Annotated in this window: 29 protein-coding genes; 12 read left to right on the top strand and 17 right to left on the bottom strand. The window is 41.7% G+C overall.

The window, feature by feature from the left end; all coding sequences use genetic code 11:
• Positions 1-2: 2 nt before the first annotated feature.
• The gene (locus ABXS85_RS00985) at positions 3-596 is read left to right on the top strand and encodes an SIS domain-containing protein (protein WP_353668184.1); all 594 of its coding nucleotides are present in this window, start codon (positions 3-5) and stop codon (positions 594-596) included.
• 47 nt (positions 597-643) lie between these two features.
• Here the strand turns inward: ABXS85_RS00985 and ABXS85_RS00980 are convergent, their stop codons facing one another.
• The 5 genes from ABXS85_RS00980 to zapE form a co-directional block, all read right to left on the bottom strand.
• On the bottom strand, positions 644-1024 hold the full coding sequence (locus tag ABXS85_RS00980; protein WP_353668183.1) for a ClpXP protease specificity-enhancing factor: 381 nt from the start codon (positions 1022-1024) through the stop codon (positions 644-646).
• 77 nt (positions 1025-1101) lie between these two features.
• Positions 1102-1734: a glutathione S-transferase N-terminal domain-containing protein gene (locus tag ABXS85_RS00975; protein WP_353668182.1), complete on the bottom strand. Its 633-nt coding sequence runs from the start codon at positions 1732-1734 to the stop codon at positions 1102-1104.
• A gap of 240 nt (positions 1735-1974) precedes the next feature.
• Positions 1975-2367: a 30S ribosomal protein S9 gene (rpsI, locus tag ABXS85_RS00970; protein ID WP_353668181.1), complete on the bottom strand. Its 393-nt coding sequence runs from the start codon at positions 2365-2367 to the stop codon at positions 1975-1977.
• Between the two features lie 14 nt (positions 2368-2381).
• Positions 2382-2810 carry a 50S ribosomal protein L13 gene (gene rplM, locus ABXS85_RS00965; protein ID WP_353668180.1) on the bottom strand — a complete coding sequence of 143 codons (429 nt, stop codon included), beginning with the start codon at positions 2808-2810 and terminating at the stop codon, positions 2382-2384.
• Positions 2811-2982: 172 nt separating this feature from the next.
• Positions 2983-4083 (bottom strand): cell division protein ZapE, encoded by a 1101-nt coding sequence (gene zapE, locus ABXS85_RS00960; protein WP_353668179.1) that lies wholly within the window; start codon positions 4081-4083, stop codon positions 2983-2985.
• A 128-nt stretch (positions 4084-4211) separates the two neighbouring features.
• Here zapE and ABXS85_RS00955 point away from each other — a divergent pair, with 128 nt between their 5' ends.
• On the top strand, positions 4212-4658 hold the full coding sequence (locus tag ABXS85_RS00955) for a DUF1043 domain-containing protein (RefSeq protein WP_353668178.1): 447 nt from the start codon (positions 4212-4214) through the stop codon (positions 4656-4658).
• Between the two features lie 62 nt (positions 4659-4720).
• Here ABXS85_RS00955 and ABXS85_RS00950 read toward each other — a convergent pair whose 3' ends face one another.
• Positions 4721-5482, bottom strand: coding sequence for a Nif3-like dinuclear metal center hexameric protein (locus tag ABXS85_RS00950; protein WP_353668177.1), 762 nt, complete (start codon positions 5480-5482; stop codon positions 4721-4723).
• 15 nt (positions 5483-5497) lie between these two features.
• On the opposite strand from ABXS85_RS00950, the gene ABXS85_RS00945 reads away from it, so the two are divergent.
• Entirely contained in the window at positions 5498-6553 is a 1056-nt protein-coding gene (locus tag ABXS85_RS00945; protein WP_353668176.1) for a trypsin-like peptidase domain-containing protein, read from the top strand.
• On the opposite strand, the gene ABXS85_RS00940 is transcribed toward ABXS85_RS00945, so the two are convergent.
• The 9 genes from ABXS85_RS00940 to ABXS85_RS00900 all read right to left on the bottom strand — a co-directional run bounded on the left by ABXS85_RS00940 (position 6547) and on the right by ABXS85_RS00900 (position 13491).
• Entirely contained in the window at positions 6547-7104 is a 558-nt protein-coding gene (locus ABXS85_RS00940; protein WP_353668175.1) for an SRPBCC family protein, read from the bottom strand. The genes ABXS85_RS00945 and ABXS85_RS00940 overlap by 7 nt on opposite strands.
• A gap of 2 nt (positions 7105-7106) precedes the next feature.
• Positions 7107-8414, bottom strand: a complete 1308-nt coding sequence (gene hisD, locus ABXS85_RS00935; RefSeq protein WP_353668174.1) for a histidinol dehydrogenase — start codon at positions 8412-8414, stop codon at positions 7107-7109.
• Positions 8415-9059: an ATP phosphoribosyltransferase gene (gene hisG, locus ABXS85_RS00930; RefSeq protein WP_353668173.1), complete on the bottom strand. Its 645-nt coding sequence runs from the start codon at positions 9057-9059 to the stop codon at positions 8415-8417. It lies immediately after the preceding gene.
• Between the two features lies 1 nt (position 9060).
• A complete protein-coding gene (gene murA, locus ABXS85_RS00925; protein WP_353668172.1) occupies positions 9061-10323 on the bottom strand; it encodes a UDP-N-acetylglucosamine 1-carboxyvinyltransferase in 1263 nt (420 codons plus the stop codon).
• A 26-nt stretch (positions 10324-10349) separates the two neighbouring features.
• The gene (locus ABXS85_RS00920; protein ID WP_353668171.1) at positions 10350-10586 is read right to left on the bottom strand and encodes a BolA/IbaG family iron-sulfur metabolism protein; all 237 of its coding nucleotides are present in this window, start codon (positions 10584-10586) and stop codon (positions 10350-10352) included.
• A gap of 241 nt (positions 10587-10827) precedes the next feature.
• On the bottom strand, positions 10828-11448 hold the full coding sequence (locus ABXS85_RS00915) for an ABC transporter substrate-binding protein (RefSeq protein WP_353668170.1): 621 nt from the start codon (positions 11446-11448) through the stop codon (positions 10828-10830).
• A 6-nt stretch (positions 11449-11454) separates the two neighbouring features.
• Positions 11455-11916 (bottom strand): outer membrane lipid asymmetry maintenance protein MlaD, encoded by a 462-nt coding sequence (gene mlaD / locus ABXS85_RS00910; protein WP_353668169.1) that lies wholly within the window; start codon positions 11914-11916, stop codon positions 11455-11457.
• A gap of 1 nt (position 11917) precedes the next feature.
• A complete protein-coding gene (gene mlaE / locus ABXS85_RS00905) occupies positions 11918-12700 on the bottom strand; it encodes a lipid asymmetry maintenance ABC transporter permease subunit MlaE (protein WP_353668168.1) in 783 nt (260 codons plus the stop codon).
• Positions 12697-13491 (bottom strand): ATP-binding cassette domain-containing protein, encoded by a 795-nt coding sequence (locus ABXS85_RS00900; protein WP_353668167.1) that lies wholly within the window; start codon positions 13489-13491, stop codon positions 12697-12699. The genes mlaE and ABXS85_RS00900 overlap by 4 nt, the downstream gene beginning before the upstream one ends.
• Before the next feature lie 149 nt (positions 13492-13640).
• Here ABXS85_RS00900 and ABXS85_RS00895 point away from each other — a divergent pair, with 149 nt between their 5' ends.
• From ABXS85_RS00895 to yjgA, 9 genes are all read left to right on the top strand, one after another.
• On the top strand, positions 13641-14621 hold the full coding sequence (locus ABXS85_RS00895; RefSeq protein ID WP_353668166.1) for a calcium/sodium antiporter: 981 nt from the start codon (positions 13641-13643) through the stop codon (positions 14619-14621).
• A gap of 71 nt (positions 14622-14692) precedes the next feature.
• Positions 14693-15199, top strand: a complete 507-nt coding sequence (lptC, locus tag ABXS85_RS00890) for an LPS export ABC transporter periplasmic protein LptC (RefSeq protein ID WP_353668165.1) — start codon at positions 14693-14695, stop codon at positions 15197-15199.
• Entirely contained in the window at positions 15183-15689 is a 507-nt protein-coding gene (lptA, locus tag ABXS85_RS00885) for a lipopolysaccharide transport periplasmic protein LptA (RefSeq protein ID WP_353668164.1), read from the top strand. The genes lptC and lptA overlap by 17 nt, the downstream gene beginning before the upstream one ends.
• A gap of 3 nt (positions 15690-15692) precedes the next feature.
• Positions 15693-16418, top strand: coding sequence for an LPS export ABC transporter ATP-binding protein (gene lptB, locus ABXS85_RS00880; RefSeq protein ID WP_353668163.1), 726 nt, complete (start codon positions 15693-15695; stop codon positions 16416-16418).
• Positions 16419-16496: 78 nt separating this feature from the next.
• Positions 16497-17981, top strand: coding sequence for an RNA polymerase factor sigma-54 (locus ABXS85_RS00875; RefSeq protein WP_353668162.1), 1485 nt, complete (start codon positions 16497-16499; stop codon positions 17979-17981).
• 15 nt (positions 17982-17996) lie between these two features.
• A complete protein-coding gene (gene ptsN / locus ABXS85_RS00870; RefSeq protein ID WP_353668161.1) occupies positions 17997-18446 on the top strand; it encodes a PTS IIA-like nitrogen regulatory protein PtsN in 450 nt (149 codons plus the stop codon).
• 12 nt (positions 18447-18458) lie between these two features.
• A complete protein-coding gene (locus ABXS85_RS00865; protein WP_353668160.1) occupies positions 18459-18728 on the top strand; it encodes an HPr family phosphocarrier protein in 270 nt (89 codons plus the stop codon).
• 5 nt (positions 18729-18733) lie between these two features.
• A complete protein-coding gene (gene mgtE / locus ABXS85_RS00860) occupies positions 18734-20083 on the top strand; it encodes a magnesium transporter (protein WP_353668159.1) in 1350 nt (449 codons plus the stop codon).
• Positions 20084-20089: 6 nt separating this feature from the next.
• A complete protein-coding gene (gene yjgA / locus ABXS85_RS00855; protein ID WP_353668158.1) occupies positions 20090-20626 on the top strand; it encodes a ribosome biogenesis factor YjgA in 537 nt (178 codons plus the stop codon).
• Positions 20627-20732: 106 nt separating this feature from the next.
• Here yjgA and ABXS85_RS00850 read toward each other — a convergent pair whose 3' ends face one another.
• On the bottom strand, positions 20733-21566 hold the full coding sequence (locus ABXS85_RS00850; RefSeq protein WP_353668157.1) for a carbon-nitrogen hydrolase family protein: 834 nt from the start codon (positions 21564-21566) through the stop codon (positions 20733-20735).
• On the bottom strand, positions 21566-25384 hold the full coding sequence (locus ABXS85_RS00845; protein ID WP_353668156.1) for a YhdP family protein: 3819 nt from the start codon (positions 25382-25384) through the stop codon (positions 21566-21568). Before ABXS85_RS00845 ends, ABXS85_RS00850 begins: the two co-directional genes overlap by 1 nt.
• Positions 25385-25389 lie beyond the last annotated feature (5 nt).

Raw genomic sequence — 25389 nt, 5'->3', positions numbered from 1 at the left:
TTATGGATTTTCAAGAAGCAATATACACCCAATTTGCACAGAGCTTTGAAGCTCAACAACAAGCGTTAGAAAGCTTACCACCTTATATAGAACATGCCGCTAAAGTCATTTTCACCAGCATTGGTTCCGGCGGCAAAGTTATTTGTATTGGCAATAGTACCGGCTCACATCTTGCGCAATATTTCAGTACACTTATGTTGGATAAAATGGACAGGGAAAGACCAGGATTACCTTCAATCAATTTAAGTGGCGAAGGTTCCTCGTTATTAGCCATCACCCATAACGACAGCTATCATGATGTTTTCTCCAAACAAATTACCGCCATTGGTAACCCTGGGGACATTTTGTTTGCCATTGCCAATCGCGGCAACACTTCCCCTATCATTCAAGCTATCCAAGCCGCACACGAACGCAAAATGAGCGTGGTCGCTTTAACCAGTCCAGAAGCCAAAAATATTTCATCTTTAACCTCTCAAGACGATACTGAGATTAAAATAAATCTCTTGGGAACCGCTCGCGTTCATGAGTGCCAAATCACTGTCATCCACACCTTAGTGGATTTATTAGAAAGACAACTGTTCGGTTACGAAGATTAAAGTCAACTCACCCTTCTTTAATAAACCTAAGCTAACTTAGAGAAGGGCTACTTAACGACTTTTAACTGAAAGCCTTTTTTCGGTGGTTCAGGAGGTGTTGGTGTGGGTTCTTCTTCAAACATTTCTTCTGGAAACACAAATCCATCACCATTTTCTTTGGCATACAGTGCAATTGCAGCGCGCATTGGCACATAAACCTGCATAGACTTACCACTAAAACGCGCTTCAAATGACACGGCCTCTTTGTCCATCAATAAATTACGAACCGCCGTCATACTGATATTCAGAACAATCTGACCATCTTTAACAAACTCTGTCGGAATCACAACACCTTGCTGCTCAGCATCTACTAGTAGATAAGGTGTCATATCATTATCAGCAACCCAAGAGTAAGCTGCATTTAGTAAGTAAGAACGTTTCGGTATCATGGTCATATTTTCCTTTGTCTCAAACAAAAAAAGGAGCACTGGCTCCTTCTTTTATTACTTCTAAGCACTAATGGATCTTAGTCCAAGCGCATTTCTTGCTCTGCTTCTGAAAGACTTTCTTTGAAAGACTCACGAGTAAAAACCAGATCCATATATTTGTATAATGCTTTTGCTTGCTCTTTTGGAATCTCCACTCCCAATACAGGCAAACGCCACAAAATAGGAGCTAAACAGCAATCTACAATAGTGAATTCGTCGCTCATGAAGTACGGCTTTTCTTCAAATATAGGCGACACACTAATCAAACCTTCACGCAATTCTTTTTGTGCTTGCGCAACCGCTTCTTTATCCTTGCTAGACAAAATTAGATCAGCCAATTTTGCCCAGTCACGCTGAATACGGTACATATACAAACGACTTTCCGCACGTGCAACCGGATATACAGGTAATAATGGTGGATGAGGAAAACGCTCATCTAAGTATTCCATCATCACATTTGGCTCGTACAAGACTAAGTCACGATCAACCAATGCAGGTAATTCGTTGTATGGATTCACATCAGCCAATTCCTCTGGCTTATTAAACGGGTCTACATCAATGATGTCCACAGTTACCGCTTTTTCAGCCAAAACAATGCGTACACGATGACTATAATGATCTTCTCCATCTGAAAAAAACGTCATTGAGGAGCGCTTTGCAATAACACCCATGTCTAACCCCTTACTTAAAGACTTCAAAACCCTCTAAAAAAGAGGACAAATAATCAAATCAGTGTGATGGCAGACACTTAGCTGACACCACCACTAAAAATATGCTCCATTCTATCATCTTTTAAATGTTTTTTCTTTGAAAAATCATTTTGTTACAAGATTGCTGCGAGAGCATATTTAAAACAAAAAAAACGCTTGGCGTAATTACCAAGCGTTTTAATACAGATTCTAAAACGATTATTAACGTTTTGAGAACTGAGGACGACGACGCGCTTTACGAAGACCAACTTTCTTACGCTCAACTTCACGAGAGTCACGAGTAACGTAACCAGCTGAACGTAGAGGACGACGTAGGGCTTCATCGTATTGCATTAGCGCACGAGTGATACCATGACGGATCGCACCAGCTTGACCAGAAATACCACCACCTTTAACAGTGATGTAAACATCAAACTTTTCAGTCGCTTCAACAAGCTCAAGAGGCTGACGAACAACCATGCGAGCAGTTTCACGACCAAAGTATTGGTCTAGAGAACGGTTGTTGATAACTAGGTTACCAGAACCGGCTTTTAGGAACACACGAGCGGTAGACGTTTTGCGACGACCTGTACCGTAGTATTGAGTAGCTGACATAATGATCTTCCGTATTAAATGTTAAGTTCTTGAGGCTGTTGAGCAGCATGTGGATGCTCTGCACCAGCGTATACTTTCATTTTCTTGTGCATTGCACGGCCCAAAGGACCTTTCGGCAACATACCTTTAACGGCGATTTCAAGAACGCGCTCTGGAGCGTGATCAATCAACTTCTCGAAATTCATAGAACGCAAGCCGCCTGGGTAACCAGTGTGGCGGTAGTATTGTTTCGCTGCGGCCTTGTTACCTGTAACATGAACTTTCTCAGCATTGATAACAACGATGTAATCACCAGTGTCAACATGAGGAGTGTATTCAGCTTTATGCTTACCACGTAAACGGCGAGCGATTTCGGTAGCCAAACGACCTAGAGTTTTGCCTTCAGCATCAACCACGAACCAGTCGCGGCGTACTTCAGCAGGTTTAGCAGTAAAAGTTTTCATCAAAAAACCCTATCAATACGCGTGATTAACACGCTATACCTATTATTATTGGTTTATTGCTTACTCTTATTAAACAATAAGAAACTGAACAATAAACGTACATTTACCTTTAAAAAGGCGAGCGAAGTATACAGCATTAAATATCTTTTTAAAAGCACTTTGCATTTCATCCTTAAGGACGATGCTCTAGCGACAAATATTCTTCTGATTGCATTTCCAAAAGACGACTGATCGTTCGGTCATATTCAAATTTCAAACGTGTTCCTTGATAAATATCTGGAATAGCGACTTCAGCGGAGAAAATAACTTTAACATGACGATCATAAAATTCATCTACCAAGTTGATGAAACGACGCGCCAAATCATCACGAGATGCGTCCATTTGAGGCAAATTTGAAATAATCACAGTGGTATACAAACGAGCAATTTCGATATAGTCCACTTGACTACGAGGCCCATCACAAAGCGCTTTAATATCAAACCACGCCATGTCCTCACAACTTCGTAAAAGAGGAATTTCACGACCTTCAATTTCAACCACTCCACCTTCTACTATATGTGAAGCATCGGTGATCAAACTCATAAAGCGATTTTGCAACTCTTGGTCGGCCTGATCATCTAATGGGAAATGATACAACTTGGCCTGTTTAAGTGTTCGAAGACGATAATCTATGCCACCATCAACATTCATTACCTTAGTATTTTCTTTGACTAAAGCAATCGCAGGCAAAAAGCGTGCACGTTGCAGTCCATTTTTATACAAACCATCTGGCTCTATGTTTGAAGTAGCCACCAAAGTGGTACCATTTTTAAACAATTCATCCAGCAAACCTGCCAGTATCATGGCGTCCGTAATGTCAGTTACAAAAAATTCGTCAAAACACAGGACTTGCGCTTTATCTGAAATTTGCTTACCAACAATCTCTAATGGATTTTTAACCTCTTTAAGCTTTCTTAACTCCTGATGCACCATTTGCATAAAACGGTGAAAATGAAGGCGCATCTTCTTTTCCGTTGGCAGACAATCAAAAAAAGTGTCCATTAGGTAAGTTTTTCCACGACCAACACCGCCCCAAAAATATAAGCCCTGCTCTACTTTTACTGGCTTCTTCTTTTTAAACAAACCAAACAGACCAGCAGATTCTGGCAAGGCTTGCTTACTCACTAAACGATCAAATAATTCTTGTAATGCTTTTACAGCTTCTTCTTGCGCAGGGTCATAGTGAAAATCCTCACGCTTAAGGTCTTCTTGATAACGAGATATTGGGGTCATTGTCAGTCTTTCGTATGGATAAATAAATTATGAATATTCTAACAAATTGTAACTTAAACAACACCTCTCATCCTGTTACCCTGAAAGTGATATGAGTTATAATTGGAAGATGTCATAAGGAGAGAGTTATGAATTTAGAAGAATTCAATGTCATTGTTTTTATTACTGGAATTATCCTTGGTAGTATTGCGACCTATTCGATCAAAAACCTTCTAAACAAGAACAATAACAAGCCAATTGAAGCAAACGACAACTTGGTAACCATGAAATCCCTGCAGCAGGAATTAGCCAACAAACAAGTCATTATTGATAATTTTTTTGCCGACAGTAATGAACAACTCAACATAGTGGAAAAGCGTCTTGGCGAACTAAGAGCTAACCTAGCCAGCAGCGCTTCTCAAATAAGCAATGTAAAGGTAGATGCTCCTATGTCTCACCGAGACACTTTAGAAACTAACCCGAATGAACCACCAAGAGATTATGCTCTGAAGAATGATAAAGATCATGGTATGTTGAGTGAAGCATTTGGACTTAAAAACAAAAATACCGATCTAGAACCAAAGCGAACAATTTAAGTAACATCTTTGTCAGATAAAAAAACGGGCTTTTGCCCGTTTTTTTATCTCTTACTAAAATATTAAGCCGGATTATCCACATCTATGAATATAGCTTGCAAATCATCCTGCCTATCCAAGAAAGCAGCCATAGCTTGAGCTCCAAATCGCTCCGTAGCATGATGGCCTGCTGCAATAAAGTGAATCCCCATTTCTCGGGCAATATGTATCGTTTGCTCCGATACTTCCCCCGTAATAAAGACATCCGCTTTTACTTTTAAAGCCTGCTCAATATAACCTTGCGCTCCGCCTGTACACAAAGCCACTCGCTTGATAGGTAGATCAGACACCCGTTCGAACAAGACCTCACGACCCACACCTTTTTCAATCAAGTGTTGAAAAGCATCCAACGTCATAGCCTCATTAAGCTCACCTACAATGCCTATAGACTCCTCAATAGGTAACCAAGACTGCAGAGGCTCACGAGAACCAAGCCCCAGCACATTGGCCAAGCCAGCATTATTACCGTATTCGGGATGAGCATCTAAAGGCAGATGATAGCCATACAGATTAATATCATTCTTGATTAAAGTAGCGATACGACGATATTTCATACCAACTATTTCAGGAGACTCATTTTTCCAGAAATAACCATGATGCACAAAGATTGCGTCTGCTTGCCATTCTACCGCAGCATTAATCAAAGTTTGATTAGCGGTTACCCCTGTTACCACTCGATGAATCTCGTCTTTTCCTTCTACCTGAAGGCCGTTTGGCGCATAATCTTTAAAACGGCTTGGACTCAGTGTTCGATTCAGTAATAATTCAAACTCACTGCGTAACAAAACAGCTCCTTATTTATGAAGTTAAAAATTTATTTAATGCCAACCATTATCGCCATTCTACTAGGTGCTTGTATAGGCTTAACAGCATTACTCATGCAGGCCTATGAAAATATACATAAGGTTGAAAGCTACGCAAACACGGTAAATGCCACTGCCTCCTCTGTTATTAGCATTTATAGCCAAAAATTGGAAAAGCGCCACTGGAGCGAAAATGGTGCTGTTACTCAAACGACGAATTTAGGTTCTGGCGTCATCATTACTTCTGACGGTTTTATCCTAACCAATCATCATGTCATTCAAAACGCACAAAGCATTACAGTGGCATTAAACGATGAAAGACGGTTACAAGCCAAACTTATTGGTTCAGACCCTTCAACCGATTTAGCGGTTTTAAAAATCCAAATAGACGACTTACCTAGTATAAAAATCGGCAACAGCAGCAAAATGCAAATTGGCGATCGAATTTTAGCCATTGGCAATCCATTTGATATTGGTCAAACCGTTACATCAGGCATCATTAGCGCCAAAGGACGCAATAGCATTGGTTTAAATACCTACGAAAATTTTCTACAAACTGATGCAGCAATTAATCCAGGTAACTCTGGTGGCGCCTTGGTAAATATGCGCGGAGAACTCATTGGTATCAGCTCTGCCATTTATTCCAGCTCAGGCGGATCGCAAGGTATTGGTTTTGCCACACCCATCGACGATGCTATGGCTGTGATGCAAGATATAATTACCCACGGTGAAGTAATACGCGGATATTTGGGAATGGAAGCTCAAAGAATCACCCAGAACCTAGCAGACAATTTGGCTTTACCAAGTGATTATGGCCTATTGGTCAGCGACATAACCCAATCGAGCCCAGCCCAAAAAGCCGGCATTGAAGTGGGCGATATCATTTTAGAGATAAATCAAACCCCCAGTACCGACCCATATCAAGTTCAAAGAATGATAGCCTCATTGAAACCTGGCACCAGTATTTCTTTATTAGGCTTAAGAGGTCGGCAATCTTACCAAGCAAAAATAATCTTAGAAAAACAACCTACCATGCAAAGAATTGTTTATTGAGTCTGACTCTCTACCAAATTTTTCAGCTTTTGCAGGCCAATTTCAAAATTCTCACCTGCCATATCATTTGCAAAAATGGCTAAATAAGGCCCAATAAAACCAGCATCTAAGTCCCCTTCAATTCGCCAAACAACTTGCGTACCGTCAGAAGAGGATAATAAACGGATTTGGTTCTGTACCAGATTCACATTTGGCTTAGGACGAACTTCAAACATAAACTCCGAAGAAGTTACCGATAACAAAGTCAAACTCCCTTTCACATCTTTATCTTGATAATCGATGGCAAGAGTCTGACCTACTGACAATTCACCCTGAGATGATTGTAGACGACCATTTTGTACATGTAGCCACAGAGGTAAATTCTCCCCAGCTAAGGCAAAGGTTAGAATACGCTGTGGCGTGGCATTGATCACGACACTGCGCTCAACCCGATAACTTGTTGGTAGAAAAAAACCAGCTCCTACCAACAACAAGATAATCAAAGCGAGAACACGGGTGACACGACGAATCGAATAGATTGCATTAGAGTGGCCGTGACTTTTGCCTAACATGTTTAATCCTTAAGAATACGATATTCAGCTGACATCGCGTGCGCCTCTAAAGACTCACCTCGAGCCAAAGGCGATGCTATTTTAGCCAGATTACTTGCACCTTCTGGAGAACAATTGATCAAAGAGCTACGTTTTTGAAAGTCGTACACACCTAATGGAGAAGAAAAACGTGCCGTGCCTGAAGTAGGCAAAACGTGATTTGGTCCAGCACAATAATCGCCCAAGGCTTCAGGTGTGTGACGCCCCATAAAAATCGCACCCGCGTGACGAATTTTTTGCGCCCATTTTTCTGGCTCATCAACGGATAATTCTAAGTGCTCTGCGGCAACCAAATTTGCAATCTCTATTGCTTCTTCCATATCCAAGACATGGATAAAAGCACCTCGATTTTCCAAAGACACTTTTATGATGTCTTTGCGGCTTTGTGTTTCAATTAGCCTTTCCATTGCTTGCTTAACTTGCTGAATGTAGTCCATATTGGGCGAAATCAAAATCGACTGTGCGTCTTCATCGTGCTCTGCTTGAGAAAACAAATCCATAGCAATCCAATCTGGATTCGTTTTACCATCGCAGACCACTAATATTTCTGACGGACCTGCAATCATATCAATGCCAACCGCACCAAATACCATACGTTTCGCTGTCGCTACATAGATGTTTCCAGGACCGACTATTTTGTCGACTTTAGGCACACTTTGTGTTCCGTATGCCAAAGCCGCAATAGCTTGAGCGCCACCTACTGTAAATACACGGTCAACACCAGCAATATAGGCTGCCGTCAACACAATATCATTCACAAAACCATCAGGCGTAGGAACCACCATGATAATTTCGCCAACGCCAGCCACTTTAGCAGGCATAACATTCATCAGAACAGAAGAAGGATAAGCTGCCTTACCCCCAGGCACATACACTCCCACTCTGTCCAATGGCGTTACTTTCTGCCCTAACACAGTGCCGTCTGCTTCTTGATATTGCCAAGAGTTTTGTACCTGATGCTCATGATAATCACGGACACGTTTCGCCGCTGCTTCTAGACTGGAAACTAATGCTTCACTAACACGACTCTTAGCTTGTGCCATTTGTTCACGAGAAATTTCTAGCTCTTTAGCATGCTTCACATCACGACGATCAAAACGGTTGGTAAATTCCACCAATGCTTCATCGCCACGAGCACGAACTTGAGTAACAATATCGGTTACTGATTGTTGTACATTGGCATCGGAAACAGAGTCCCATGCAAGCAGGCTCTCTAATTCCGCCCGAAACCCTGCAGATTTTGATGAAAACTCACGAATGTTCAGTTTCAATTATTGGCCCTCGTTTTCGTCCACGGCTTTTCTTAGCATTTCAAGGATAGGCTCAATCTCAGCAAATTTAGTTTTGTATGCCGCTTTATTCACTACCAGACGGGTACTAATTGGAGCAATTAAGTCTCTCGCTTCTAGACCATTTGCTTTTAGCGTGTTACCCGTATCCACTATGTCTACAATCAAATCAGCCAAGCCCATAATAGGTGCTAATTCCATAGCACCATAGAGCTTAATAACATCCGCTTGGATACCTTGCTCAGCAAAATATTGCTTAGCTGTTTTAGAAAATTTGGACGCAACTTTTAGACGACGTTGCGGTAATGCCTGATCAACAACACCAGCCGTCATCAAACGACATTTGGAAATTTTCAAATCCAAAAGTTCGTACAAATTTTTGGTCGAAGCTTCCATTAAAACGTCTTTGCCTGCCACACCAAAATCCGCTACACCATGTTCAACATAGGTAGGCACATCAGTTGCACGCAAAATAACCAATTTAATATGCTGGTGATTGGTATCAAAAATCAGCTTGCGGCTCTTAGTAATGTCCTCTGCGGGAATGATATTAGCCTTTTCCAAAAGCGGTAGGGTTTCGCCCAAAATACGCCCTTTTGAAAGGGCGATGGTTAATGCTTTACTCATATTAATTCAATACTCGCGAAATTTTCGCACCCAAGGCGCCAAACTTTTCCTCAATACATTCATAACCACGGTCAATATGGTAGATACGGTCTATCTTAGTATCGCCCTCTGCAACCAAAGCTGAAAGCACCAAACTTGCCGAAGCCCGAAGATCTGTTGCCATTACTGGCGCGCCTTTTAGCTTGTCACAGCCGCGAATAATGGCCGTATTACCATTCACTTCAATATCCGCTCCCATACGCAACATTTCATCTACGTGCATAAAGCGGTTTTCAAAAATATTCTCAATAACACGACCCACGCCAGTTGCCACTGAGTTTAATGCGACAAATTGCGCTTGCATATCCGTTGGAAAAGCAGGATATGGCGCAGTACTTATATTTACGGCTTTCGGTTGACGGCCTTCCATATCCACTTCAATCCAATCATCACCACAACTCACTTTAGCGCCTGCTTCTTCCAATTTCGATAACACGGCTTCCAGAGATTTCACATCTGTATCAATAACTTTAACCTTGCCACCAGTAATAGCCGCAGCGACCAAAAAAGTACCTGTCTCGATTCTATCAGGCATCACAGGATAGGTAGTGCCATGTAACGCTTCTACGCCATCCACAACAATAGTGTCCGAGCCATGACCCGATATTTTTGCTCCCATGGAAATCAAACACTCAGCCAAATCAACCACTTCAGGTTCACGAGCGGCATTTTCAAGAATGGTTTGACCTTCTGCTAAAGTTGCTGCCATTAGCAAATTTTCTGTACCAGTTACCGTGACCTTATCGAAGAAAATACGAGCACCTTGTAAACGCCCATCAACGGTGGCCACAATATTGCCACCAGTGACATCAATTTTAGCGCCCATGGCTTCTAATCCACGCAAGTGTAAATCCACAGGGCGACTTCCAATTGCACAACCACCCGGCAAAGATACTACGGCACGACCAAAATGACTCACTAATGGCCCTAGTACTAATATGGAAGCTCGCATGGTTTTAACAAGTTCATAAGGCGCTTCACAATTATTCAGTGTAGAGATGTCCAATTGAACACTCATTTTTTCATCAACAACAACACCACACCCCATTGAGCCTAATAGCTCTAACATAGTGGTAATGTCATGCAAATGTGGCAAATTCTTAATAGTAATTAAATCTTTGGTCAGCAAAGTGGCTGCCAAAATTGGAAGCGCAGCATTTTTCGCCCCTGAAGCTCGCACCACACCGTTTAAAGGTGACCCACCAGTAATTAAAAGCTTATCCATACAATCAATCTCTTATAATAATTTCTTTACAGCTTATCTGCTTGCTCTGGCGTGTAAGTTTTCATGGTTACAGCGTGAATAGCACCACTGGCAATGGCGTCTTGTAAATGTGAATACACAAGCTGTTGACGTTTCACCGTCGACAAACCTTCAAATTCACTCGATACAATGACTACTTGAAAATTACAACCTTCTCCCTCCGCTATGACTTCACTATCACGAATAGAAGATTCCAAAAGTGCTTTTACTTCACCTGCGTTCACAGTCGCTCCAATCTAAAAATGTACTTTAATGACGATATTCTACCTTAGTAAAGCCAACTACTTAACACTTTCAACGACTACTAAGAGCAAAAAATTAGTTGTTTTCTAAGATTTTATTCAATGATGACAAATTAACTATGGTTTTTTTTAGGCTTTTAAACAAAGCACACAAAAAAACGGCAATAAAAAATCCGCTTACAACTTTTATAAGCGGATTTTTAAAAGTGAGTCACTATAAATATTATGACTTTTTCGCTAATGAATCCTTCCAAGCAAGAATCGCAGCTTCTATATCATTTCGATTCTGCTCCATCATGACGCCAAATTGCTTACGAAATGTCAGACCAAAATTAATGTTATTAATTGCCACATTACTCAATAACCATTGCTGACTCTTGTTTTGCTCCATGTAGAAGATGATGTTCAGCAGGTTACCATTTTCCATTTGGAAATCTACATTAACTTTGGTTTCACGGCCACGACCTTGAGGTCCTAATGGCAACACATTAATTCGATCAGGGTCTAACTCTAACAATGAAGAACCATAAGTCTGCAGCAAAGTGTCTTTAGTGACGTTAGCAAAACGCTCTCTTTGCTCCGGCGTAGCTCGTCGATAATACTTCCCCATCACCTTACGAGAAAAATCATCAAAATCCACTACGTCTGCTAAAATTCTATCCACCCTGACAGCAAGTTCGTCAGGATTTTTTGCTAAGAAGTCCTTATCTTTTACTATATCATCACGGAATGCATTGACGACTTTCACTACGGCATCCCTTGCACCTTCATTATCATTTGCCCAAACAATTGAGCTCAGCAATAAAGACAAAACAAGACAGGTACCAGTCAGCAGTTTTATCATAATGAATTACTCCGAATCGCCTGAATTAAATAGGAATTGACTGATCAAGTTCTCCAATACTAAAGCAGATTGAGTATCAAAAATTTCTCCACCTTCTGTCAGCATTTTGTCATCCGCACCTATGGTAATACCAAGATACTTCTCACCTAATAAACCACTGGTTAAAATGGCAATCGAACTGTCCTCAGGAATATTATCGACATCGGCATCGATATTCATAGTCACCAACCCCATGTACAAGTCTTTATCAAAAGAGATGGACTCAACAGAACCAACTGTTACACCCGCAATAGTGACCTTTGAACGACTCGTCAAACCGCCAATATCATCAAACCTGGCGACAATTTTGTAAGAATCTTTTTGAGCAGAAAACCCCAAGCCGCTTACTTGCACCGCCAAGTAAACAAAGGCTGCCACTCCCAATACAATAAAACATCCAACTAATAATTCAGTACGCTTACTTCTCATCCTAAAAATCCCCAAACATGGCAGCTGTTAATACAAAATCCAATGCTAAAATCGCCAAAGAACCCAACACCACAGTGCGAGTCGTTGCTTTACCAATACCTTCCGAGGTTGGTACACATTCGTAGCCCTGATAGACCGCAATCCAAGTCACCACGACCGAAAAGAAAAAGGCCTTAATCACGCCATTCATAATATCGGTATCAAAATACACAGACTGCTGCATCAAAGACCAAAATGCGCCGTCATGTACCCCAAGCCAACCAACGGATACCAATAAGCCGCCAATGATACCTGTTGCTGCAAAAATAATACTTAACAAAGGCAAACAGATCACTCCAGCGAGAAAACGTGGTGCAATAATGCGACGCAAAGGGTCAACCCCCATCATCTCATAACTGGATAATTGCTCAGTAGCCTTCATTAAACCAATTTCAGCAGTTAACGAAGAACCGGCTCGGCCTGCGAACAATAGAGCGGTTACAACAGGAGCCAATTCGCGTAATAGAGATAATGCCAACAACTGCCCCACAGCTTCTTCTGAACCAAATTTTGATAAAATACTGTAGCCCTGCAAAGCCAATACCATACCAATAAAGGCACCAGACACCACCACAATCACTAGTGACAACACACCAACAGAGTAAAGCTGTTTTACCAGTAATCGAATTGACTCACTGAAACGAACAGGGACACGAAGCACGCTTTGCGCTAAAAAAAGACCCGCACGCCCAACCGCTTCTAACCAATTCAGAAACCAAGCCCCTAAATGCATCACAAGATTCATATTGATACTCCTTGTGACTGAGTTTGCTCAGGATAATGAAATGGTACGGGACCATCTGGCTCGCCTTTCATAAATTGTTTAACCTGCGGATCTTTGGAAGCGTGAATTTCTTCAGGAGTGCCTTCGGCAATCACTTTACCACCAGCCAAAATACAGACATGGTCAGCAATAGACAGGGATTCTTCAACATCATGAGACACCAACACAGAAGTAATGTTAGCTGCATCGTTTAATTGTCGAATCAATTTAACCAGCACGCCCTTTGAGATAGGGTCTTGACCAGTAAAGGGTTCATCATACATCACCAAGTCCGGATCCAAGGCGATAGCTCTGGCTAATGCTACACGCCTTGCCATACCGCCAGATAATTCAGACGGCATAAGTTGATGCGCGCCACGTAGACCTACACTATGAAGTTTGTCCATGACAATTTCTTGAATACGTTTTTTGTCGAGTTGAGTATGCTCCTCAAGTGGAAAGGCGATGTTTTCTGCCACTGACATATCACTGAACAAGGCACCACTCTGAAAAAGCATGCCCATTTTTTTGCGGACTTTATAAAGCTTCTTACGAGACAAACTATGAACATCTTGTCCATCTACCCATATCTGTCCCTGATCCGGCACCAATTGTGCGGCGATTAATTTCAACAAAGTGGTTTTACCTGTACCACTTGGCCCCATTACAGCAGTTACCTTACCTCTTGGAATGGTCAAAGAGACATTTTTATAGATGGCTCTTTCACCACGATAAAAACTTAACCCTTGCACCTTTATATATGCGTCTTCCACAAATACACCCTTATTCCCTAGCGAATATCGACTGATACTAACACCGCCTTTTCGGAAATAAAATCTCACACCGTGTAAATACAATTTGTTTGCTAGGTCAAGCCTTGAATTTCAATGACAAACCTCATTAAATGGTAGCTCCTGAAATTATGAGTAATTCCTTCATCATGTTGTTGTTTTCTGCTGCCCTGATCACTGGGTTGATTTTTTTGGTTATTAGTTCTGATAAGTTTATTGAAAACTCTGCTTTGGTCGCAGAGAAACTCAATGTAAGCCCCATTATCATAGGCATTACGCTAGTGGCTCTAGGAACCTCGGCACCTGAAATGGTTGTCTCCGCCATTGCATCATTGGATCAGGCTCCTGAAATTGCTGTGGGTAATGTGCTGGGATCTAACATAGCGAACATTGCTTTAGTTTTAGGCGCCACTTTATTGTTTTCGGCCATACCTATCACTGCGGGCATTGCCACCAAAGAAGTCCCTCTTGTATTAGGCATAACACTTCTAACAGGGCTATTAATTCACGACCAACACCTCAGCTTTCTAGACGGTGTTATCTTAGTAGCTGCGTTTATAGTGATTTTGTTTTTGCTACTAAAAGGCAGTAAAGATTTGTCCAACGAACTAACAGAAGAACTTCCGGAAGATGATGGAAGCGCTATCGGACACTCACTATTCATTGCGATCTTGGGTCTTGCAGTTTTAATTGGCAGTTCCAAGTTATTGGTGTGGGGCGCCATAGGAATCGCCACTCAACTTGGAGTCAGTGAATTGGTAATAGGTTTAACCATTGTTGCCATTGGCACCAGTCTACCGGAATTAGCAGCCTCCATCAGTAGTGTGCGCAAAGGACATCACGATATCGCCATCGGCAATATCTTAGGTTCTAACATATTCAATTTAGCAACGGTATTACCCTTGCCTGCTCTGATAGCACCAGGCGTGCTAGATCACAGTATTTTAACTCGTGATTATCCATGGACACTTTTTTTAACACTGGCTTTGGTCATTGCCATTTTTGTCTTCAAGCGCACTAAGAGTAATAGCATTCCAAAATGGCTAGGACTACCACTACTGATCGCTTACGCTTTATACTTGTACATTCTAGGTACAGGTGGCCCAGCTTAATGACAACAAACAAAACATTTAAAGGTCTACGCAATATACTGATAATCGTTCTATTGTGCGCCATTATTACAATGCTAATTTGGTACAAAAATCTACCCCATACCAATTTAGTTGAGTCTGAGTCATTAAGTAGTACTCCAGATTATTTTATCACTCAGGTTGTCGCGCTGAGATATGATGCGCAAGGAAACCTGATTGAGCGAATCAATGCCGAGCAAACCCTACACTACATCCAAACGTCACGTACCTTATTGGAGAATCCAAATATAGATAGGTATTCTATATCTGGTAGTTGGCACGCTCACGCTTCGCAAGGCACTATTGAGGATGGTAGTAACGACATTTTGCTGTCGCGTAATGCAGAAGCGGTAAAAAAATATAAGCAATCAGAAGATGTGATTTTGCATGCAGACACTATTCATTATTTAGACCAAGATAAATCATTAACCAGCCAAGGAGATGCAATTCTTATCTCTTCTCAAGGCAAAACTTCTGCAGGCAAAATTATTACTTATATCAATTCTGAAGAAGTCGTTATGACAGGATCAGTACGAGGAAATTATGAAACAACTCACTAAATTATCTGGTTTAATTACTCTGATAACATTAAGTCAATACAGCCTTGCTCTACCTAACGACATTGAAAAACCACTAGAGATTCAAGCAGACGAAGCTTCCTTTGACCAAAATACAGGGCAAGCAATTTACAAAGGGAACGTCATTGTTAAACAAGGTTCGATTGAAATTCAAGCCCAGTATTTAAAAGTAATGAGCAACCCTGAAACTCGACAATTCAGTAGTTTAGAGGCTTCCGGCACTCCAGCTAAATTCAGCCAGCAAATAGACTGGAGTGGTAATATCGTTATCAGCAAAGGCAATGAAATTCATTACTCCACAGATGAAGGTAAACTTGAAATCATTGGTGAGGGCTACCTAAGTCGAATGCAAAACTCCATCTCTGCAGACTATATTTTATACATGATCAATGACGGCACATTCAGCGCTGAGAAAAAAGATTCCGGTCGTGTATCTATGACCTTACAACCACAAACAAGCAAGGCAAACTAATTCATGGCTCGACTGGAAGCAAAACACCTAGCTAAAAGTTACAAAAAACGCCCTGTTGTGAAGGATGTCTCCGTTGCTGTTGAATCGGGTCAAGCCGTTGGCTTGCTAGGCCCAAATGGCGCGGGTAAAACGACATGTTTTTATATGATAGTCGGTATGGTTGCCAATGATGCTGGGGGAATTTTTATCGACGACCAGGACATTACTCAAGATGCCATGCATGTACGAGCCCAAAAAGGGGTGGGATATTTGCCGCAAGAGGCCTCTATTTTCAGAAAAATGTCCGTTGAAGACAATATTTCAGCCATTTTAGAAACCCGTAAAGAACTGTCTAAAACTGAGCAGAAAGAACGTCTAGAATCATTGCTGGAAGAATTCAACATCACTCATATTCGTAAAAATTTAGGCATGGCCCTTTCTGGTGGCGAACGGCGTAGAGTTGAAATTGCACGTGCTTTGGCAATGAATCCTAAATTCATATTATTAGACGAACCTTTCGCAGGGGTTGATCCAATTTCTGTAGGCGATATAAAGCTGATTATTAAACATTTACAAGACAACGGCATTGGCGTTTTAATTACCGACCACAATGTAAGGGAAACGCTGGATATTTGTGACAAAGCTTACATTGTAGGCAATGGTTACATCATAGCTTCTGGTGATGCCAGTGAAGTAATTAACAACGAACAAGTAAAAAAAGTCTATTTAGGCGACGACTTCCGCCTGTAACCCCTTATCATTGTTGTAGAAAGGGAGTAGTATGCATAACTCGTTCCAATTATTTATTAAATCAGACAGAGTTGCTCCATGAAGCAGTCTTTACAGCTAAAGCTCGGTCAACAATTAACCATGACCCCGCAGTTGCAACAAGCCATTCGCTTGCTGCAACTTTCGACATTGGATTTAAAACAAGAAATTCATGAATTCCTTGAATCCAATCCTTTGCTGGAATTAGATGACGACGACTTAACCGCCATCGACTTACCAGCCAGCATTGAATCTAAAGTCGAAAACGATACAAGCAAAGAAAAGGCAAACAGTGAGTCAGCCGAAGAAGCCCGATTAGAATCAGAATGGACGGAAAGTATCCCAGAAGAGTTGTCAATTGATAGCAACTGGGATGATACCTATCAAAGCTCAGCCGCAGTAAGCGATGTGACTAGCTTCGATAATGAAATGGACTTTGAGAGTCGTAATGCTCCAGCAGAGAGTATTCAAGACCATTTAATTTGGCAGCTCAATCTTACTCACATGTCAGACCGTGACTTGGAGATTGCTTACGCGATTGTTGATTGCGTTCAGCCTGACGGTTATCTGAGCATGCCATTAGAAGACATTCTAGAATCTCTCACAGGTGATCTAGAAGACCTTGAACTGGATGAAATCCAAGCTGTTCAGCACAGATTACAACGCTTTGATCCGGTCGGCGTATGCTCTATTGATTTACGGGATTGTCTGCTAGTGCAATTAGAAGCTTTCCAAGACCACCCTTTATTCAGAAGCACACAAAACTTGATCAGCCATTATTTAAATCTGCTAGGCAGTCGAGATTTTGTGCAGTTAAGCCGTAAAACCAAGCTTAAAGACGAAGCGCTTAAAGAAGTTATTCACCTTATCCAACAACTCAATCCGCGCCCAGGTTCCGCCATTGATGAAGACGACACGGATTATGTCATACCAGATGTGTCAGTTAAAAAGCGTAACGGCATTTGGCAAGTCGAATTGAATAATGACGCTTTACCGCCGATCAAGATTAACGAAACCTATTCTGCGATGGCCAACACGGCCTCTACAGCAGAAGATGTAAGCTACATCAAAAATTCCTTACAAGAAGCTAAATGGTTTATGAAGAGTTTACAAAGTCGTAATGAAACTCTGCTAAAAGTAGCCAGCTGTATTGTGAGTCGCCAGATTGATTTCTTCGAACTTGGCGAAGAAGCCATGAAACCTATGGTATTACATGATGTTGCCGAAGAAGTAGGCATGCATGAATCAACTATTTCTCGTGTCACTACACAAAAATACATGCATACACCAAAAGGCATTTTTGAATTGAAATACTTCTTTTCAAGCCATGTTAATACTGCGTCAGGCGGTGAATGTTCTTCTACCGCCATACGCGCTATGATTAAAAAATTGGTTGCTGATGAACCTGCTAAGAAACCACTTAGTGATAATAAATTAGCAACCATCTTGGCGGACCAAGGCATTCAAGTAGCAAGACGCACCGTTGCCAAATATCGTGAGGCGATGAATATACCGCCTTCCAATGAACGAAAAAGATTGATTTAACAGGTATTAAGTATCATGCCATTAAATTCACTATTAAAAGCCGATCTGGTGCTTGCTAAACAAGACATTGTTAGTAAAAAACGGGTTCTTGAAAGTTTGGCGGAGATCACTTCTAACCGCCTACACTGTGATAATGAAGCTGTCTATGACGCCTTGTTGGCACGTGAAAAATTAGGTAGCACCGGCATAGGCAATGGCATTGCCATCCCGCATTGCCGTCTAGAATCTGCCAATCGTACGGCCGTTGTTGTTATGTCACTACAAAGCCCCATTGACTTTGACTCTGTCGACAAACAGAGTGTTGACTTGATCTTCGCCTTAATTGTGCCACCTCACGAATGCGATCAACACTTATCGACTCTAGCGCAAATTGCTGAATTGGCGCAGTCACCTGACGCACTAGCAGAACTTCGTAACGCAAAAACCAATGAAGAGTTATACACTAGCTTTGAATCTTTAATATAAGGATGAGACAGCATGCAGGAAGAATCCATTACTATTATCAACAAGCTTGGCCTGCATGCCCGCGCAGCAGGCAAGCTGGTTGAAACCACATCACGTTTCTCATGTGACATCACCATTGAGAAGGACGGTCGTAATGTTGACGGCAAAAGCATCATGGCAATGATGATGTTGGCGGCAGGCAAAGGTACTGAAATCACTGTTAAAACCAATGGAGAAGATGAGGAAGAAGCGATTAAAGCCGTCTTGGCTTTGATTAATGATCGTTTTGGTGAAGACGAGTAGTTTCCATGTCTGAAAAAACGTTAAGCCATCTGCAGACCGTTAGTGAGTCCCTTGAGTCTGGGGCAACTATGCAGACGCGATACCTGCTTAACGGCGCCCTACCTGCACAAGATGTAGCCCGTTTACTCGAATCTTCCCCCCCAAAAGAGCGTAAATTACTTTGGGAGTTAATTGACTCTAAAAACGAGGGGGAAGTACTTCAATATCTAAGTGAAGACATAGGTGTCCAGTTCCTAAAAGAAATGGATACTGAGCGCTTGGTTGCAGTATCAGAACATTTTGAAAGTGATGACCTTGCCGACTTATTACAACACTTACCTGAAACGGTCGTAAAAGAAGTTCTTGCGTCTATGACGGCGCAAGACAGAACCCGTGTCGAAACCCTACTGAGCTACTCTGAGGATTCAGCGGGTGGCTTGATGAACACGGACACCATCACCATTCGTCCGAACATCACTGTGGATATCGTATTCCGCTATTTACGTCGTCACAATACCTTACCAGATATGACGGATAACCTGTTGGTCGTTAGCCGTTCAGATCGCTTATTGGGTACACTAACGTTAACCAAACTCTTAGTGAGTGATCCTGACGACACAGTACGCGACATCATGGAAACGGATTACACTTCCATCACCGCTGATACACCTGCCAGCGATGTCGCTCAACTATTTGAAAATATGGACCTAGTGTCTGCTCCAGTTATCGATGGAGAAAGCCAAAAACTGCTCGGCCGCATCACTATTGATGACGTGGTAGACGTTATCCGTGACGAAGCTGAGCACTCCATGCTAAGTATGGCTGGTTTGGATGATGATGAAGATACCTTCTCCCCTATTCTAAAAACCACCAAACGTCGCGCTATTTGGTTAGGTATTAATCTGATTACCGCCTTTATCGCCTCATATGTCATTGGTTTATTTCAACACACCCTAGACCAAGTGGTGGCATTAGCCATTTTAATGCCCATTGTCGCCAGCATGGGAGGCATCGCAGGCTCACAAGTACTGACCTTGGTTATTCGAGGGATAGCGCTTAACCAAATAGGATCAACCAATGCTCGCTGGCTACTCAATCGTGAATTAATTGTCGGTATGCTGAACGGTATCCTTTGGGCTAGTGTTATCGCCGCTCTTACGGCCGTTTGGTTTGACAATATTATGATTGCCTATATCATTGCAGGCGCAACCATCATTAACTTACTTTTTGCCGCTACCACTGGAACCTTATTGCCCATTTTATTAAAAAAAATTGGCATAGACCCAGCCTTAGCAGGCAGTGTTATTTTAACAACCGTGACCGATGTGGTGGGCTTTTTATCCTTCCTAGGCTTGGCCACTATTTTTCTTGTATAGGTTCTCATGACAGATTTTGATCAATTCGAAGACGAAGACGACACCCCTAAGAGCAAAACTCAGATCAAGCGTGAAATGGAAGCCTTACAAGAGATAGGCAAAAAACTCTTGCAACTGAGCAAAAGCCAGCAAAAGAAAGTACCTATGTCTGACACACTACGTGACGCCTTAAATGAAGCCGACCGTATTAAGCAACATGAAGCCACCCGTCGTCATTTGCAATACATAGGCAAAGTGATGCGTAGCGAAGATCACCAAGCCATCGAACAAAGATTGGCTCTGTTTGATACCACATCTGCCGCTTATAACAAGCTTTTCCATCAATTAGAGCTTAAACGCGATGCATTAATTGGTGAAAACAGTAAAGAAGAATTGGCTAACTACTTGGATGAACATCCCGAAGTTGAAGATATTCAAACTTTGCGCAACCTAATTCGTCAATCTCAGAAAGAAGTTTCCCAACAAGGCAAAACCACCAATCGTAAAAAGCTGTTTCGCTTCTTACGTGAAACAGAAGAAAAACGTTTAGGCTTAGCTGAATAATCTTATTCGTTTTACACTGTTATTTTCATAACAAATACACGAAAACAAAAATAAGCCCGTTTATCATCCCTTAACAAACGGGCTTATTACTATCTATTAATCCTAACTAACTAAATCGACGATGCTCAAGGCAGGGCATCTTTTCACGGTATTTAGCAATGTCTAATTTGTTAATTTGATGTACAAAATAGCCAGGCTCTTCCGACAAGCCAAGCAATTTTTCACCAAATGGTGAATACAAAGTGCTGTGACCATAGGTCTGACGTTTATCATTATGCCAACCACACTGATTCACCCCAAGGACGTAGCATTGATTCTCGATGGCCCGGGCTGCTAATAGTGTATTCCAATGCGCCTTCCCCGTAACATAAGTAAAAGCTGCCGGAACCAACAAAAGCTCAGCGCCCATTTTAGTTAACAGACGATACAGTTCAGGAAAACGTAGATCATAACAAATGCTTAATCCCACTTTAAAACCATCAATCTCGACGACTTTTGCTTGTAAATCCCCTGGTTCAATTACTTCGGACTCAAGATAAGAACCCGCTTTATCGTCTACAGTAACGTCGAACAAATGTATTTTGTCGTATCGCGAAATCACCTCACCTTGTGGGTTAATGACCCATAAAGCTTGACGCACACGATGGTTATCAACAGGCTCGCCCGCACCCGTTTCTATCGCAGGATGAGAACCAATCACCAGGTAAATATCCAAACTCTTCGCCAATTGCAGAACCTCTTCAAACAATTGATCCTGCACTTCTGATTCCGCCAGATCACGCATGGCTTTACCGTCAAATAAAAATACATTCTCTGGCAACACAACTAAACGGGCGCCATCTTTGGCGGCTTTAGTAACCAAACGCTTTACATCCAGCAAGTTTTCATGCCATTCATAACCACTGGTCAACTGAATAGCGGCAACAGCTAATGTCTGCATTAATCCTTCCTATCTTTTGGCGTGTAACGAACAGGCGTCATCACAGGATTACTGAATGGCCCTTCTACCTTGTATTTCACACTCGTCACTTTGGAGATTTGATCTCCAATCAGTTTGTCTGTGATAAAAAGCAAACCAGCCAATTGAGGCGTTCCCCAAATGAGACCAGCCAAAGGTAAGGTACCTGAGATTGGAAAAGTGGCCGTCAAGGTTTCATCCAAGGTTTCATCAACTATATTGGCCTTTCCTGACAGATAAAGTTCTGCCGTTGGTGAAATAATTGAAACAGGAGATTGAGTGTGTAAAATTCCTTTTTCGAGTTTCATTTCGCCTTTAAATTCATCGTATGTTAAGCCTGGCTCATAGATATCAGAAAAATCTAAGGTTAAACGACGACTCAGTGCCCCCATGTTGAAAATGCCTAACACTTTTAAGAAAGGTGGCAACTCATCCAGTGTACTAAAGTTTCCATCTTGGGCATTAAACTTAATGCGCCCAGACAATGTCTCTCGATCAAAATGAAATGGATGACCTTGCCAACTCAAAGCAACGTTAATATCAAAACTATTTGATGACACAAACGCATCGTCAGAAAATTTCTTCGTCAATTCGGCCAGATCTTTGCCCTGCGCATTTATATTAAAAGCAACGTTAGAAGTCTCTCCCGTATCTTGCCAAAACAAGCTAGACGAAAACTGACCTGTTTTCAAACTTGTGGTAATTGGCTCTACCGTCAAAGTATTGCCTTGCTGAGTAATATCAAGCTGCCAATCCCCATAAGGGCTTTCATTAATATATAATTCATCTACAGCTAACGTCATACTGGGTATATCTTGGACTGCAAATGGCGGTTTATCTGCTGCTTGATTACCTTGCTTCGCGTCATCACCTTCTGCTAACTGCCAAGTTAAAAAGCCGATATGCAAATCCGGCTTATCATTTATACTTTTCAATATAAAATTGACTTCATCTGCGTTTACCATGAAGGCTTTTTGTTGAGAGGCATCGTAACTGACTTTCAAATTATGCCATCGGTTGTCAGCATTCACCTCTAGCTGATCCACAATTAACTCAATTTTAGACAACCAACTAGGCGGTTCGTTTTTCGATACACTAGGGTCAGTTAATTTTTGCTGATGCAATGCAGCCAAATCGTCTTGCCATACTGGAATGGACAAAGCATCCAACTCACCTTTAATCACCAAACCTTTAGGAATGGTGTCAGAAAATACTAAGGCTTTATTAGGACTCAACAATATTTCACCACCAATAAATTGCCCTTGCTGTAATAAATATCGACCTTGCGATAAATTCGCATACTGAGTATCAATCAGTAAATCCTGATCATGCTGTCTCACCTTGACGACTAAGTTCTTAGTGCTCTCAGCCGTTTTACCAACAGGGTCAGGAAGATCCAAACCACTACCCTTCAAATCACTAGACAGCGTCAAATCGACTTGACCTTGCTGGGATTGATTTACTGTTAGTTGCGCTTGGTATTGAGACAGTCCTGAAAGTTTATCTGCTAGAGAACTAGGTAATCCTTGCCATAGCGCCACTTGCTTCGGTGCAAAGCTACCCTGTAACTCACCTAATACAGAAAAAACTTCATTCTCTCTACTTGAAGATAAAGTAAGATGGGATTGCCCACCCAGTAATTCCATATCAAAGACTGAACCAGCCAAACCACTATCTGAGCTGTAAGACAATTGCCCCTCTTTAACAGTTAAAGGCAAATTAATCTCACCAACATAAAGAGAATTCTCGTTAAAATTAAATTCTAAATTTAATTTTGGCTCTCGTTGAGTATCGAACGGCACAGCAACGTCAAATCGACCATTGACCCCTCCCTCTATCTGCCAATTGGAAAAGGGCTGCAATACAGATTTCGACAAAGGGGTTTGAGACAACATATCCATTATGTCTTTAGCATCACCCTCTACACTGTCTTCAATTTTCAACCATTCCGCTTTACCCTGCTCAAACGACACCTGAATACTGGCATCTGCAATTTCCATCTCGTCCAATTGAGCCGTTAACACTTGGGCATTCGCCGAATTCTTAGTCAATTCGAAACGGCCATTTAATTGCTTCGCTGTGGGCCATTTGGGATCAAAAGTGATTGCTAGATCACTGGCGGCCAACTGTAATCGCACATGAGAATCATATTGTTCAGCAAGATTGGTGTGCAGCACCAAATCCATTTCATCAAGCTGCCCTTGATTCTCAAAAGATTGCTTCAGCCATTGCTGTAATTCATCGCCCAATACGTTATTAGGCACATAAGTCAATCTATCACCAATCGCTATATTATTAGCGTGCAGGTCTAAAGCAAACCAATCAGCTTGATCTTGGCGAACTTCTAATCGGAAACCACCTTGAACCTCAGCGCCATTGCGGCTCAAATGCAAATCTCGGCCTGCCACCAGATAAATATCTTGCTGTTTTTGCCAGTACACATAACCAGAAACATCTTGAGTTTGCCAAGCATCATCATATAAGGCATCAAATGCCAATTGAGTTTGATTGCCAATAAAGTCAATATAGCCACTGGTGTCTGAAAGGCTGAACACAGCATTGATGTGATTGGCTTGTGGAATGCCATTGTGACCTTGTACCGAGGAATCCACCAAGTTGGTAATTAATTGAAAGCGCGGTTCTTGATCTTCAAGATAAAATTCAACACTGCCATTGATGGCAGTACCAGCCGGAGATAAACCTGACAACATCTTTGCTGCCCGTGTATCTTCGGGAATAAATTGAGCAGCAAGATCATTAGTAATAGACAAATCTAAGCGATCAAAGGCAATGCGCGTTCTTTGCGATAACTCAGACCAATTTACTTTTAGATCCGTTTTCATCTGTCTATTTTGACCGTCGTCAAGCAACAAATCATCTATTTCTAATTTGATACTGGGACTGTCTTGTTTGACTTCCAGCTTGGCTGCAGCGGACAAATGATAATTCTCGCCATCAGCAAAACCTAGTTGCAGCTGTGTATCAGCCAATTGCACTTCAAATTGTTTGCCAACCAAAGCGTTTAACCACACTTTACCGGATAGCTTAGCAGTAGATAACTTTCCTAAGCCATTAGGTCTCATGGATGACAAGGGCAAATCAAACTCAGGGACATTTATCGCCGCTTCAATACGATACAGTCCTAAAAAACCCAGAGGCTCTTCTATTCTTGCATCAAGTGTAAAAGCTTGTTTCTCATCATCGACAAAAAAAGATGACGTCAGTAAAGATTCAAACTTTTTTTGAAACAAAAAGGTTTCAGGAAAGGTCAGTTTATGATCGCCATAATACTGACTGGAGATGTACAAATTTGCATCCAATATAGAGAAATTCTTTTGCTCCGATAAATAGCCCAGCACCCGTTCAAGGCCTATATCATCATTGGCTTGCTGCTTTACCTGTGCACCTAGTAAGCGCCATTGGTGATCGGTTTCTTGCAAAGCTATCGTAGGACGCAAAAAACGAATATAAGTAAATTGGGGTTGAAAGCTTAATAGTGAACGAATGGTATCAAGGCGAACTCGTATTTCTTCCACAGCAATTGCCGACTCTCCATTTGACTGCAATTGAAAGCCTGTTATAGACAATACAGGATCAACACCTTCTAAAGCGCCATCAACTTCTTGCAAGCTTACCGGATAGCCTGTAATTTGCGAAAGGTTACGCTCTATCTGTGGACGATACGTATCAAGGTAAGGCATAACATAACCAATACCCAAAACAATCGCCGCTAATAATATCGAAAAAAGTACAAGCCCCCAAAAACACAACAAGGTAAGCTTGCGTAAAATCCAACCCATTTTAA

This window comes from Marinomonas sp. THO17 (assembly GCF_040436405.1).
Taxonomy (GTDB): Bacteria; Pseudomonadota; Gammaproteobacteria; order Pseudomonadales; family Marinomonadaceae; genus Marinomonas.
This window is presented reverse-complemented; position numbering and strand designations above follow the sequence as displayed.